This is a genomic window from Allobosea sp. RAF48, from assembly GCF_052114025.1.
Lineage (GTDB): Bacteria > Pseudomonadota > Alphaproteobacteria > Rhizobiales > Beijerinckiaceae > Allobosea.
The window spans coordinates 162,924-176,395 of the sequence record NZ_JBFRDZ010000012.1 but is presented as its reverse complement, the minus strand read 5'-3'; the positions used below and the strand labels follow the sequence as shown (position 1 = coordinate 176,395).

The window sequence follows — 13,472 nt, the reverse complement described above, 5'->3', positions numbered from 1 at the left end:
ACAGGAATGGCGCTCGATCGCAGGATCGTCGACCTCTACGACGAATACACCCACAAGCCGCTCGACCGACGCATCTTCATGAACCGGTTGCTGGCCATCGCCGGCTCCGCCGCCGCTGCGGAAGCGGCGCTCGCCTTGCTCGAGCCGAACTACGCGCGGGCACAGCAGATCGCGCCGGGCGATGCCCGGATCACGACGTCGCGCCTCGACACCATTGTCGATGGCGTCGCCATCAAAGGCTATCTCGCCACACCGAAGGCCGAGGCAAAGCGCGGCGGGGTGCTCATCATCCATGAGAACCGTGGGCTCAACCCGCACACCGAGGACATCACCCGGCGCATGGCGTTGGAAGGCTTCACCGCGCTCGGCCTCGATTTCCTCACCCCGCTCGGAGGCACGCCGAGCGACGCGGACGCCGCCCGCGCGCTCTTTCCGCAACTATCCACCGACGCCGTCGTCAGACAGGGCCGCGCCGCCCTGAAGTACCTCGCCACCCGCCCGGACGCCAACGGCAAGGTCGGGGCCGTCGGCTTCTGCTGGGGCGGTGGCGCGGTCAACGACCTCGCCGTCTCCGCGCCGGAGCTTGCCGCCGGCGTCGTCTTCTACGGACGCTCGCCCGATCTCGCCAAAGTACCGCTGATCAAGTCCCGCCTCCTGATCCAGCAGGCCGGACGCGATACGCGCCTCGTCCAGATGCTGCCCGACTACGAGAAGGCGCTGAAAGCCGCCGGCATTCACTACGATGCGGTCGTCTATCCGGATGTCGACCACGCCTTCATGAACGACACCAGCGCCGAGCGCTACAACGCGGCGACGGCCAAGCAGGCTTGGGCCCGGACCATCGCTTTCCTCAAGGCGGGAACGGGCACAACCTGAGCCCGCGGGCGAGAGGGCAACAAAAAACCCGGCGGTCGCCCGCCGGGTTTCGCATCCTGGAAGGAAAGACGCCGCTCAGGCAGCCTCTTCCTGCAGGTCTTCGTTGTCGTTCTCGAGCTCCCCGTCGGCGGCGTCGGCCTCGGACTTGCTGGCGCGGCGCGGCGACTTGGCGAGCTGCCCTTCGATCTTCTTGAGCGCCTCGGTCTCGGTGACGTCGTCGACCACCGCGATCTCACGGGTCATGCGGTCGAGAGCGGCCTCATAAAGCTGGCGCTCGGAGTAGGACTGCTCGGGCTGCGCCTCGGAGCGGTAGAGATCGCGCACGACCTCGGCAATGGCGACGAGATCGCCCGAATTGATCTTGGCTTCGTATTCCTGCGCGCGGCGCGACCACATGGTGCGCTTGATGCGGGCGCGGCCGGTGAGCGTGGTCAGCGCCTTGGCGACGGATTCGGCGTCGGCGAGCTTGCGCAGGCCGACGCTGGCGGCCTTCGCGGTGGGGACTCGCAACGTCATCTTGTCCTTGGCGAAGCTGACCACGAACAGTTCGAGTTTGAAGCCTGCGACTTCCTGTTCCTCGATCGCCGTGATCTGGCCGACGCCATGGGACGGATAGACGACGTACTCGCCCGTCTTGAAACCCTGGCGCACAACAGCTTTCTTCGCAGTGGACATGCCGTTACGACTCCTGACCGGCCCGCTCAACGCGAGCACGAGATGATCTGTCTCCGTCCGGCTGGCCGGAGACTTTCCGCCTGACGCGACGCTGGAAAGGCACCGCTTCACGCTCCCTTAGTCGATCGTTTCATTTCACCCTGGATAAGAACGACAATTAAAATCCGGCACGAAGGCCGGTCATCATGTCGTCCGATCTTTTGGGGGCACCCCATTTGTGGGAATCTCGCAGGGGCATGCGGAACCAATTCGACTAGGGCTAGCTTGTAGCACAAAAAACACGCCGAATCAAAGGTAAACGCCGAGAGGCGTTCTCCCGTGAGGGCATGGCAAAGCCGTGGTTAACGCAGCGCGGGGGGCGCGAGAGGGTCTAAATCAGTCGCCTTCGCCTGGTTCCGCGGAGAACATCTCGAGCTTTCCAGGCACGCCGTCGAACTCCTTTGCGTCCGCCGGCGCCTCCTTCTTCTGGGTGATGTTGGGCCAGCTCGACGCGTATTTCCCATTGAGCTGCAGCCAGCTTTCGAGGCCAGGCTCGGTGTCGGGCTTGATCGCCTCGGCCGGGCATTCCGGCTCGCAGACGCCGCAGTCGATGCACTCGTCCGGATGGATGACGAGCATGTTCTCTCCTTCATAGAAGCAGTCGACCGGGCAGACCTCGACGCAATCCATGTACTTGCACTTGATGCAGTTCTCGGTGACCACATAGGTCATGGGTCGGCCCTTCCAACGCTTCTAAACAACCCCATAAACCCTTGCCCGACGCAGGTTTCAAGGCTGTTTTGGTGATCTTCGGCAGAACGTTTTTTCATTTCGAAGGCGCCGCGGAGACGATTTCCATCCCCAGCCCGATTTCGGCGCCCGCCGATGGCAGGGCGCGGATTTAGTCCTCGCCGTCCGCCTCCGCAAGCGGCGCATCGCCGCTGCCGCCGTCGAGCCGCTCATAGAGCTGCCGCGCGGTCTCGAAAGGGCCGCGCCGCTCGGCGAAGCCCAGAACCCTCACGACCATGGTGGCGTGCGGCAGCGCGAGTGTCAGCACCGCACCGACCCGAATGCCCTGCGCCGGATTCTCGGCACGCCGCCCCTCGATTCGGACATGGCCGTCCTCCACCAGACGCACAGCGGAAGGCCGCGTCCGCGCGAAGCGCGCGAACCAGAGCCATTTGTCGAGGCGTTGGCGATGCTCCTGCAAGCGGTCAGCGCCTCCCCGATCCCGTCAGTTCTTGCTGCCTTCGAGCTGTGCCTTAAGTGCGGCCAGCTTCGCGAAGGGCGAATCCGGGTCCGGCTCGCGATTGGCGGGACGCGGACGCGGCGGCTGCTGGAAGCGCTCATTGCCGCGTTCCTCGCGCCGCGGACCGCCAGGGCGGCCTTCGCGCTTGAAGTCCGGCCGCGGGCCACGACCGCCCTCGGGACGCCCCTGCCGCGGCGGCTGGTCATCGCGACGCGGACGCTGATCCTCGCGGCGGGGACGCTCCTGGCGCTGGGCCTGCGCCCCCTCGCCCTCGGCGCGTGCGGCAGCCGGCCGCTGCTGGCCGGGGCGCTGATCCCGACGCTGACCCTCCGGACGGCCTTCGCGCTGCGGCCGTTCGCCGCGGTGCTGGTCGCCGTCGCGGCGCCCGCGCTGGGCATGCTCGGGCCGGCGCCCGCCCTGATGGCGATGCGGCCGCCAGACCTCGACGAGTTCGGGCTCGGCAGGCGCGGCTTCGGCCACGGAAACTTCGGCCGCGGGAGCATCGATCGCGAGAACCTCGGCAGCCCCCGCCTCGACGGCTTCGGCCGCCACCGGGAGGACCGCGAGCGCATCGGCCGGGACCGGCTCCTGCACCTGCTCCAGCTCGGTCTCGGTCAGGACCGGCGTATCGGCCGTCTCGACAGCCGGCGCTTCGACGGCGGGGGCCTCGCCCTCCGCCAGCGCATCCTCGTTCAGCGCCGCGGCAGGCTCGCTCGTGCCCTCGGCCTCTGCGGGAACCTCCGCAGTCTCGCCCGCGGCGGATGTGGTTTCGGAGGGAGCTTCAGCAGCGACAACGGGCTGTGCCGGCTCGGTCGCGGCCGGCGGCGGCGCCAGCGGCACGGTGATCGCCGGACCCGGGCGCTTCACCGAGACATAGCCGAGCGAGCGCAGGATCGAGGCGAAATCCTCGCCCGCGCAGCCGACGAGCGAGGTCATCGCGCCAGTGGCGACGAAGCCGTCCTGATCGGCAGCGCCGGCGGGCGGGGTGCCCTGCGTGACGCCCGGACGATAGGCGATCGCCGGGCGAATGAGATCGGCGAGGCGTTCCAGAATGTCGACGCGCACGGCCCGCTCGCCGCAGACGCGGTAGCCCGCCGCGCGATACAGCCCCTTCGGCACGGCCTTGTCGACCGGGAAGGAGGTCCGGCCCGACGCGGCCAGATGGGCGATGTCGTCGAGCCCGGCCGTCTCCGGCCCGCCATGCTTCAGCGCCCAGAGCTGGGCGGCAAGCGCACGCGGCGCCGGCTTCAGCAGCGCCGGCATGTAGATGTGGAAGGCACCGAACCGAATGCCGAGCTGGCGCAGCGCGGCACGGCCCTCCTGGTCCAGCGCCTTCATCTCCTCGCCGACCTTGGAGCGCTCGAGCACGCCGAGCGACTCGGCCGTCTGATAGGCGATGCCGCGCGCAATGCCGGTGACGCTCTCGGCCGCCTCGAGAATCTGGATCGCGCCGAGCAGGCGGGTGATGTGATTCTTCAGCCAGAGACTGAGCCGGCCTTCGACCTGCTCACGCGCAGGACCGGACAGATGCTCCTCAACCAGCAGGCGCAGGCGCGGCTCCAGCACCTTCTCGCCGGCAACCAGGCGCGCCACCGGCTCGCCGGTCCAGCGCACCAGCCCGTCATGCGACAGCACGAAGGCATCGTCGCCTGCCAGCACGACGCGCGCCGCTCGCGATTCGATCTCGGCGCCGAGCGCCTTCATCGCCGCCAGGTTCAGAGCCTTGACCTCGGCCCCACCCGCTTTCGGGTCCGCTGTGAAGCGGAAGCCCTGCAGCATTCCCACGTGCTGGCCCTCAACGAGCACGTCGCCCGTCGCGGTGACCTCAGCCTCCAACATCGCATTCTCCCGCAAGCGGCGCATCAGCACGCTGGTGCGCCGATCGACAAATCGGCTAGCGAGACGCTCGTGCAGAGCGTCCGACAGCTTGTCCTCTACAAGACGAGCCATCCCCTGCCAATGCTCTGGATCAGGCAACCAGTCAGGACGATTGGCAACATAGGTCCAAGTCCTCACCTGCGCGATCCTGGCGGAGAGCGTATCGATCTCGCCATCGGTGCGGTCGAGCGAGGCGAGTTGCACCGCATACCAGTCGGCATCGAGCCGGCCATGGCGCATCAGCCTGAGATACAGCGTCGTCGCGAGATCGGCGTGCTGCATCGGCGATATCTTGCGATAATCGGGGAGGCCGCAGACCTCCCAGAGCCGCTCGACCGCAGCACGCCCATGCGCCAGCGACGCGACATCCGGGTCCCTCGCCAGCACCTCCAGCGTCGTCATGTCCTCGGCGATCAGCGCCCTGGTCAGGCCGGGTTCCGAGGGCTGGATGTTGAGCGTGCCGGTGAGGCCGGCGATCGAGCGCAGGTCCAGGTCGGAATTGCGCCACTGCATCTGGCGCACCGGCTCGAAGCGATGATTCTCGATCGCCTCGACCAGTTCCGCGTCGAAGGGCGGGCAGCGCCCGCTGGTGCCGAAGGTGCCGTCGCGCAGATGCCGCCCGGCGCGACCGGCGATCTGGCCGAATTCGGCCGGATTGAGCTTGCGGTAGTGATGCCCGTCGAACTTTCTGTCCGCCGCGAAGGCGATGTGATTGACGTCGAGGTTGAGCCCCATACCGATCGCGTCGGTGGCGACGAGATAATCGACGTCGCCGGACTGGTAGATCTCGACCTGCGCGTTGCGGGTGCGTGGGCTGAGCGCGCCGAGCACGACGGCCGCCCCGCCCTTCTGCCGGCGAATCAGCTCGGCGATGGCGTAGACCTCCTCGACCGAGAAGGCGACGATGGCCGAGCGCGGCGGCAGCCGGGTGATCTTGCGGTCGCCGGCGAAGGTCAGGCTGGACAGGCGCGGGCGCGAGACGACGTTGACGCCGGGGATGAGCTGCTCGATCAGCGGGCGCACCGTGCCCGCGCCGATCAGCATGGTCTCGGCCCGGCCGCGGCGGTTGAGCAGCCGATCGGTGAAGACATGACCGCGGTCGAGGTCGGAAGCGAGCTGGACTTCGTCGATCGCGACAAAATCGACCGCGAGGTCGCGCGGCATCGCCTCGACCGTGCAGACCCAGAAGCGCGGCCGCTCCGGCTTGATCTTCTCCTCACCGGTGACGAGGGCGACAGCCTCGGGGCCGACCTTGTCGACCACGCGCTGGTAGACCTCGCGCGCCAGCAATCGCAGCGGCAGGCCGATCATTCCCGTCGGGTGAGCGACCATGCGCTCGATGGCGAGATGGGTCTTGCCGGTATTGGTGGGGCCGAGCACCGCCGTCACACCATGGGCGCGGGCGGCGGGCGGCAGCGAACGAAACGGAAGCAAGGCGACGGAGCCGATCATCTCGCCCGCCCATGCGGGCGGGAGCGTGGACAGGAATCAGGAACGAGCCTGGCGAGAACGACTCTGGAACGAAGCGAGGCCGAATCGCGGACTCCGGCAGAATCGGGATTTGTTCCCCTTTCGGGGCTGTCCTCCCTTCGGCATGGGCCATCCCGGCATAGCGCGCCCTCCTGCAGAACCGTCGTGGCGGCGGCGCGAAAGGCCGCTCGGCACGATTCCTATTTAAGTCCTTCCGCCCCTGAAACGAGGGGCAATCGACATTTTCGCCCGCTGCCCCGCTTCAATGGCGCGCGTGGCTACACTGCCCATGATCGGCCAGCGCCTCGATGATCGCGCAGTCGCTGGCGGCGACGCCCCCCGAACAGGTGGTCGCGATCCGCTCCAGCTCCTTCTCCAGCGAACGCAATTTCGCGATCTTGTCCCGCACCTCTTCAAGGTGCGAAACCGAGATCGCATGCGCCTCGTCGCAGGCGATGCCGGGCGTATCGGAGAGTCTGAGCAGCGTGCGGATATTGTCGACGGCGAAGCCGAGATCCCGCGCATGCTTGATGAAGGCGAGCCGTTCGGCATGGCGCCGGCCGTAGCGGCGCTGATTGCCCTCGGACCGCTCCGGCGGCGGCAGGAGTCCGACCTGCTCGTAATAGCGGATCGTCTCGACCTTGACCCCGGTGCGTTCCGCCAACGTGCCGATCGGCATCACGCGTTCGAGCCTGTCCGTCACGGCCATGGCGTCACCTCTAAAGCTGTAGTCTCTACAGCTTTAGATAAGTCGCGGCGTGCCCGTGGCAAGAGCATTTCGCGCGAAACGAACCGCACCGTCATTCCCGGGTGGAGCGAAGCGCAGGACCCGAGAATCGCGGACAGGACAAAGCTCCGCAGCCCCCGCGTCAGGACTACGCCACACCCATCGCCAGCAGGTCGTGGACGTGGACCAGCCCGACCGGCCGCTCCTGCTCATCGACCACGATCAGCGCGGTGATCCGCATGCGGTTGACCAGTTCCAGCGCCTCGACGGCGAGCGTATCGAGCCCGATGCGCCGCGGGTTGGCGGTCATGATATCGCGTGCGCGCAGCGAGCCGCCGCCCATCGCCGCCTTGCGGCGCAGATCGCCATCGGTAACGACGCCGGCGAGCTTGCCGTCCAGATCCATCACGACGGCGCAGCCGAAGCTCTTCGCCGAGATCATCGCGATGACGTCCGGCAGCAGCGTGTCGAGCCCGATCAGCGGCAGATCGGCGCCGCGATGCATGATGCTCTCGACGGTCTTGAGCTGGGCGCCGAGCTTGCCGCCGGGGTGATAGACGAAAAAGTCCTGCCGCGAGAAGCCGCGCGCTTCCAGCAGCGCCACCGCCAGCGCGTCGCCGAGCGCGATCTGCATCGTTGTCGAGGTGGTGGGAGCGAGCCCGTTCGGGCAGGCTTCCGTCGCCTTGGGCAGGACCAGCGCGACGTCCGCTTCCTTGCCGAGCGTGCTCTCGGGGTTCGACGTGAAGGCGATCAGGCCGACCCGGAACCGCCGGGTGTAACCGACGAGCGCGGCGAGCTCCGCCGTCTCGCCCGACCATGACAGCGCAATCACCACGTCCTCGGGCTGCACCATGCCGAGGTCGCCATGGCTCGCCTCGGCCGGATGGACGAAATGGGCGGGCGTGCCGGTGGAGGCCAGGGTCGCGGCGAGCTTGCGCCCGACATGGCCGGACTTGCCCATGCCCGAGACGATCACGCGCCCGGTCGCAGCCCGGATCATCGCGACGGCATCGGCAAAGGGCTGGCCGAGCCCGTTGGCGAGCGCGTCATGGAGCGTGTCGAGCCCCGCGCGCTCGGTGGCGACGGTGCGAAGGGCGGAGGCGCGGATATCGGCGATCATGGCCGGCGCTGTAGCACGGGGAGGCCCGCGATTGCCACCGCCGAGGCTAAGCAGACATTCCTTGGCAAGCCACCGAATGGTCTGCTTGGGCCTTTTGTCTTGTCGCAGATTCCTGTCGGAAAATCGTGAGACAGTTTTCCGGAAGCTGCCTGGCCAGGCCGCTTCGTTGACGGGTCCTTAACCCTGTTCGTTCTAACTCCGTTAACCATGCGCGCCCCTCCAGGGCGCGTGAGCTGTTGCCTGGAGCCTGGCGAACCCCGTGTCCGGTCGCACGACGATCCTGCTTCTGTCCGGCACCGCCCTGGCCGGACTCGCGTTCGGCTGGACGACGGCCGTGGCGCAGCGGGCAACCGCGCTCAGGACGGGCACGCCGGCCTATATCGCGCAGCAGCCGGCCCAGCCGGAGACGCCGCCCGCACCGACCTCCGCCGACCCCGATGCCCTGCGCGATCCGGCCGCCCCGGCCCGGAACCAGGGCTCGGCCGTCTCGGCGCGCCAGCCTTCCCGCGCCAGCCAGCCTGTCCAGGCGCCGGCCCTGCGCGGCGTTACGCAGCGCCAATTCCGCCCTCCCCCGCCCGTGGTGGCGACGCTGCCGCAGCCGGCCCCGCCTCTCCCGCCTCCGCCACCCCGGCGCCGCACCGCCGCGGAGGAGGACCCCTATGCCGCGCTGGGGGTGCGTATCGGCTCGGTGACGCTACGGCCGGGCTTCACCAACTCGATCGGCTACGACACCAACCCGCAGCGCATTGCCCCGCCCGGCGTGAAGGGCTCGCCCTTCGCCCGTTACGAGGGCGATCTCGACATCCAGTCCGACTGGAACGTGCATCAGCTCAGCGGCCGGCTGCGCGGCGGCTATTTCCAGTATTTCAGGGATAGCCAGGCCTCGCGCCCCGATGCCGAAGGCAATCTCGACCTGCGCCTGGATGCCACGCGCGACACCCGCATCCTGCTGGAATCGCGTCTGCGGCTCGATACGCAGCGCCCCGGCTCGCCCGATCTCACCTCCGCCGTCGAGGGCCGGCCGCTGGTCTGGCAATATGGCGGCTCGGCCGGCGTCAGCCATGACTTCAACCGGCTGCAGCTGACCCTGCGCGGCTCGGTCGATCGCAGCGACTATGAGAACGCGCAGCTCACCAACGGCGCCATCCTCTCGCAGCAGGACCGCAACCAGACGCAATACGGCCTGCGCCTGCGTGCCGCTTATGAGGTCACGCCGGGCTTCAGGCCGTTCATCCAGGGCGACATCGACCAGCGCGAATTCGACGACAAGATCGATTCGAGCGGCTATATGCGCTCGTCGAACGGCCTGAGCGGCCGCATCGGCTCGACCTTCGAGATCAGCCGCCAGCTCACCGGCGAGATCTCAGGCGGCTATCAGAACCGCAGCTACGAGGACCCCCGCCTGAAGAACCTGCGCGGCTTCGTCGGCGATGCGGCGGTGCTGTGGTCGCCGACGCCGCTCACGACGGTGACGCTGCGCGGCTCGGCCACGCTCGGCGATACCACCGTCGCCGGCTCCTCGGGCACGACGGTGCGCACGGTGGCGCTCGAAATCGCACATGCACTGCGCCGCAACCTCACGGTCACCGGCTTCACCGGCTTCACCCGCACCGACTATGAGGGACAGAACCTGCGCGAGGACCAGATGAATGTCGGCGCGCGGATCGAATACAGGCTGACACGCACCTTCGCGATCCGCGCCAGCTTCACCCATGAGCGTCTGAACTCGACGTCGCCGGGCAACGATTACACCGCGAACGTCTCGATGGTCGGGCTCAGGGTGCAGTTCTGAACCGCGCCGTCATGCTCGGGCCGGGCCCGAGCATCTCATGACCGGCCGTTCCTGCGGGAAATTCCCGGGTCTGCGCTTCGCTTCGCCCGGGAATGACGTTCCGCCTCACTCCATGCCTTCAAGCTCGATGATCATGCCCTCGATCATCCTGAGGCCGATCTGCCAGAAGCCGGGGTCCTTGGCATCAAGGCCGAAGGGCGCGAGCAGTTCGCCATAGGGCTTGCTGCCGCCGGCCGAGAGCAGCGCGAAGTAGCGCTCCTGGAAGCCTTCCGCGGCGTTCTGGTAGACGCCGTAGAGCGAATTCACCAGGCAGTCCCCGAAGGCGTAGGCGTAGACGTAGAAGGGCGAATGAATGAAGTGCGGGATGTAGCACCAATACGGCTCGTATCCCGCCGTCAGCCGGATCGCCGGGCCGAGGCTCTCCGCCTGCACGCTCATCCAGATCTCGCACAGCGCTTCCGGCGTCAGCTCGCCCTCGCGGCGGGCCTGATGGACCTTGCGCTCGAAGGAGTAGAAGGCGATCTGGCGCACGACCGTGTTGATCATGTCCTCGACCTTTGCGGCCAGCATCGCCTTGCGCTGCTTGCGATCGGTGGTCGAATCGAGCAGCCGGCGGAACGTCAGCATCTCGCCGAAGACGCTCGCCGTCTCGGCCAGCGTCAGCGGCGTCGGCGCCATCAGCGCCCCGTTCGGCGCCGCCAGCACCTGATGCACGCCGTGGCCCAGCTCATGCGCCAGCGTCATCACGTCGCGCGGCTTGCCCTGGTAGTTGAGCAGCACATAGGGGTGCGCCGACGGCACGGTGGGATGCGCGAAGGCGCCGGGCGCCTTGCCGGGCCGCGGCGGGGCGTCGATCCAGCGCTCATCGAAGAAGCGCTGCGCGATCGCCGCCATCCTCGGCGAGAAAGCGCCATAGGCCGAGAGCACCGTGTCGCGCGCCTCACTCCAGGGAATGCTGCGCTGCTCGACCTGCGGCAGAGGCGCATTGCGGTCCCAGAAATCCAGCGCGTCACGGCCAAACCATTTGGCCTTGAGGCGATAGTAGCGATGCGACAGGCGCGGATAGGCCTCCCGCACCGCCGCGACCAGCGCATCGACCACCTCGCGCTCGACCCTGTTGGCGAGATGGCGGGAATCCGCGACATCCTCGAACTTGCGCCAGCGGTCGGAGATTTCCTTGTCCTTGGCGAGGGTGTTGGTGATCAGCGCGAAGGTACGCAGCTCCTTGCGGAACACTGTGCTCAGCGCCTCGGCCGCCTTGCGGCGCACCTCACCATCGCTGTCCTGCAGCTTGTTCAGCGTCAGTTCGAGAGTCAGCTCCTCGCCGTCGACGGTGAAGCGCAGCGAGGCGATCGTCTCGTCGAAGAGCCGGTTCCAGGCGGCCGCGCCCGTCATCGACTTCTCGTGGAACAGCGCCTCGATCTGGTCGTCGAGCTGGTGCGGCTTGTCCCTGGCGAGATCGTCGATCCAGGGCTTCCAATGCGCAAGAGGAGCTTCGCCCGCGACCTTGGCCATAAGCTCGGGCGCGATGCGGTTGAGCTCGAGCTCGAAGAACAGCAGCTCGGTGATCGCCGCGTTCACCTTGTCCTGCGTATCGCCATAGAACTTGGCGCGCTGCGGGTCGGTGGTGTCGCCGGAATAGACGAGGCCGGCATAGGCGCCGATCCGCCCGAGCAGATCGCTCAGTCCCTCATAACGCTTGACCGCCTCGGCGAGCGTCTCGCTGCCGTCCGGCTGGGCGGCGAGGTCGGCCAGCTTGCCGCGATAGCTTTCGGCAAGGGCCTGCGCTTCGGCGAGCGCCCGTTCGAGATCGCTCTTGAGCTCGGGCGAACCGACACCCGGATAGAGGTGGCTGAGATCCCATTCCGGGAGTTCGCCGAGCGTGCTCGCCGGCTTGGCCGCCCCCGCCTTGGCGCCGGAGCGCCGGATCGTCTGCCAGATCGTCTGTTGGAAGCTCATTCGCTCGACACCTCGCCGCACTGACTTGCGCTCCCTCCATAGGCCGGGCTCCGCCCGCGGATCAACGCCGGTGCGCGCCGGGGTTTAAATCCCGCTTAACCCTTCTGGCCGACGATGACCCAGAACGGAACAAGTGATTCCGTCGGCACAAAGCATTTCTTTCATATTGCAGCGTCTTTCGAGGTGTCATGACCGCCACCGTCCTCGTCGTCGACGACGATCCCGTCCAACGCCGCCTGCTCGACGCGATGCTGAAGCGCTTCGGCTACGAGGTGATCGTGGCCGAGGACGGCAAGGCAGCGGTCGCCCTCTTCGGCGGGCCGGACGGCGAACGGGTCGATGCCATCGTGCTGGACTTGCAGATGCCGGGCCTCGACGGCCTGGGCGTGCTGGCCAATCTGCGCGAGCGCGGCATCGAGACCCCCGTCATCGTCCAGACCGCAAATGGATCGATCGAGACCGTCGTCTCGGCGATGCGTGCCGGCGCGACCGATTTCGTGGTGAAGCCGGTAGGTGCCGAGCGCCTGCAGGTCTCGCTCAAGAACGCGCTCAAGCTCGGCGCTCTCGAGCATGAGCTGCGCCACATCAAGCACCGCGCCTTGAACACGCTGGGCTTCCGCGATCTTGCGACCAAGAGCCCCGACATGGGGCGCGTCGTCCGCCTCGCCGAGCGCGCGGCGAAGTCCAATATCCCGGTCCTGATCGAAGGCGAATCCGGCGTCGGCAAGGAGGTCCTGGCCCGCGCCATCCAGGGCTCCAGCGACCGCCGGGGCAAGCCCTTCGTCACGGTCAATTGCGGCGCGATCCCGCATAATCTCGTCGAGTCGATCCTGTTCGGCCATGAGAAGGGCGCCTTCACCGGCGCGACCGAGCGCCATCTCGGCAAGTTCGTCGAAGCCAATGGCGGCACGCTGTTCCTCGACGAGGTCGGCGAATTGCCGCTCGACGCGCAGGTCAAGCTGCTGCGCGCCATCCAGGAGGGCGAGGTCGATCCGGTCGGCGGCAAGAAATCGGTGCGCGTCGACATCCGGCTGGTTTCGGCGACCAACAAGAGCCTGCTGGATCAGGTGAAGCGCGGCGAGTTCCGCGAGGATCTCTATTACCGCCTCAACGTCTTCCCGATCACGCTGCCGCCGCTGCGCCAGCGCCGCGAGGACATTGCCGATCTGGCGCGTGGCTTCCTGGCCCGCTTCGCCGCCGAAGAGGGGCGCAAGCTCAGCGGCATCACCCGGGAGGCCCTCGCGCTGATCAGCAGCTACGACTGGCCGGGCAATGTCCGCCAGCTCGAGAACGCGGTGTTCCGGGCCGTTGTCCTCGCCGATGGCGACGAACTCGACGTCAGCGAATTCCCGCAGATCGCCGCGCAGATGGAAGGCTACGACGTCAGCATTCCGCCGGCGCCGGCCCCGTTCGCCCGCAGCGAGGCGCTGGGCGAGCCGCCGCCGCGCATCATCCAGATGCCGGTGCGCGACCCCAACGCCCTCGATCTCATCTCAGGCTCCGACATGCGCAAGCTCGACGATCTCGAGCGCGAGATCATCACCTTCGCGCTGGCGCATTACCGCGGGCACATGTCCGAGGTCTCGCGCAAGCTCGGCATCGGCCGCTCGACGCTCTATCGCAAGCTCAAGGAATACGGGCTGATCGACAACGAGACCGGCCCCGATGAAACCGACGCGGCCTGAGCCGCGCAAGAGCACGCGCCGATCGGATTGCGGAGCAATCTGGTCGGGTTACGCGTTCTCTT

Annotated in this window: 10 protein-coding genes; 3 read left to right on the top strand and 7 right to left on the bottom strand. The window is 67.5% G+C overall.

The genetic code is table 11. The features are described from left to right. Positions 1 to 6: 6 nt before the first annotated feature. Positions 7 to 876, top strand: a complete 870-nt coding sequence (locus AB4Z10_RS20795; protein ID WP_441472288.1) for a dienelactone hydrolase family protein — start codon at positions 7 to 9, stop codon at positions 874 to 876. Between the two features lie 75 nt (positions 877 to 951). Here the strand turns inward: AB4Z10_RS20795 and AB4Z10_RS20790 are convergent, their stop codons facing one another. The 6 genes from AB4Z10_RS20790 to AB4Z10_RS20765 form a co-directional block, all read right to left on the bottom strand. Beyond that, complete coding sequence (locus AB4Z10_RS20790; RefSeq protein ID WP_441472287.1) at positions 952 to 1,551, bottom strand: CarD family transcriptional regulator; 600 nt, start codon at positions 1,549 to 1,551, stop codon at positions 952 to 954. A gap of 375 nt (positions 1,552 to 1,926) precedes the next feature. Then, entirely contained in the window at positions 1,927 to 2,262 is a 336-nt protein-coding gene (fdxA, locus tag AB4Z10_RS20785) for a ferredoxin FdxA (RefSeq protein WP_441472286.1), read from the bottom strand. Between the two features lie 169 nt (positions 2,263 to 2,431). Beyond that, a complete protein-coding gene (locus AB4Z10_RS20780; protein WP_441472285.1) occupies positions 2,432 to 2,740 on the bottom strand; it encodes an RNA-binding S4 domain-containing protein in 309 nt (102 codons plus the stop codon). 24 nt (positions 2,741 to 2,764) lie between these two features. After that, the gene (locus AB4Z10_RS20775) at positions 2,765 to 6,109 is read right to left on the bottom strand and encodes a helicase-related protein (RefSeq protein WP_441472284.1); all 3,345 of its coding nucleotides are present in this window, start codon (positions 6,107 to 6,109) and stop codon (positions 2,765 to 2,767) included. A gap of 280 nt (positions 6,110 to 6,389) precedes the next feature. Further along, entirely contained in the window at positions 6,390 to 6,809 is a 420-nt protein-coding gene (locus AB4Z10_RS20770) for a MerR family transcriptional regulator (protein WP_441472411.1), read from the bottom strand. A gap of 193 nt (positions 6,810 to 7,002) precedes the next feature. Next, a complete protein-coding gene (locus AB4Z10_RS20765) occupies positions 7,003 to 7,974 on the bottom strand; it encodes a KpsF/GutQ family sugar-phosphate isomerase (RefSeq protein WP_441472283.1) in 972 nt (323 codons plus the stop codon). Positions 7,975 to 8,233: 259 nt separating this feature from the next. On the opposite strand from AB4Z10_RS20765, the gene AB4Z10_RS20760 reads away from it, so the two are divergent. Beyond that, the gene (locus AB4Z10_RS20760) at positions 8,234 to 9,766 is read left to right on the top strand and encodes an outer membrane beta-barrel protein (RefSeq protein WP_441472282.1); all 1,533 of its coding nucleotides are present in this window, start codon (positions 8,234 to 8,236) and stop codon (positions 9,764 to 9,766) included. Between the two features lie 105 nt (positions 9,767 to 9,871). Here AB4Z10_RS20760 and AB4Z10_RS20755 read toward each other — a convergent pair whose 3' ends face one another. Next, complete coding sequence (locus AB4Z10_RS20755; protein WP_441472281.1) at positions 9,872 to 11,725, bottom strand: M3 family oligoendopeptidase; 1,854 nt, start codon at positions 11,723 to 11,725, stop codon at positions 9,872 to 9,874. Positions 11,726 to 11,913: 188 nt separating this feature from the next. Between AB4Z10_RS20755 and AB4Z10_RS20750 the strand changes: the two genes are divergently transcribed. Beyond that, the gene (locus tag AB4Z10_RS20750) at positions 11,914 to 13,410 is read left to right on the top strand and encodes a sigma-54-dependent transcriptional regulator (RefSeq protein ID WP_441472280.1); all 1,497 of its coding nucleotides are present in this window, start codon (positions 11,914 to 11,916) and stop codon (positions 13,408 to 13,410) included. Positions 13,411 to 13,472 lie beyond the last annotated feature (62 nt).

What these genes read in the sequence shown, in the direction of transcription:
- AB4Z10_RS20795 (WP_441472288.1), top strand. Translation starts at nt 7, where the DNA reads ATGGCGCTCGATCGCAGGATCGTCGACCTCTACGACGAATACACCCAC.
- AB4Z10_RS20790 (WP_441472287.1), bottom strand. Translation starts at nt 1,551, where the DNA reads ATGTCCACTGCGAAGAAAGCTGTTGTGCGCCAGGGTTTCAAGACGGGC.
- fdxA (WP_441472286.1), bottom strand. Translation starts at nt 2,262, where the DNA reads ATGACCTATGTGGTCACCGAGAACTGCATCAAGTGCAAGTACATGGAT.
- AB4Z10_RS20775 (WP_441472284.1), bottom strand. Translation starts at nt 6,109, where the DNA reads ATGATCGGCTCCGTCGCCTTGCTTCCGTTTCGTTCGCTGCCGCCCGCC.
- AB4Z10_RS20765 (WP_441472283.1), bottom strand. Translation starts at nt 7,974, where the DNA reads ATGATCGCCGATATCCGCGCCTCCGCCCTTCGCACCGTCGCCACCGAG.
- AB4Z10_RS20755 (WP_441472281.1), bottom strand. Translation starts at nt 11,725, where the DNA reads ATGAGCTTCCAACAGACGATCTGGCAGACGATCCGGCGCTCCGGCGCC.
- AB4Z10_RS20750 (WP_441472280.1), top strand. Translation starts at nt 11,914, where the DNA reads ATGACCGCCACCGTCCTCGTCGTCGACGACGATCCCGTCCAACGCCGC.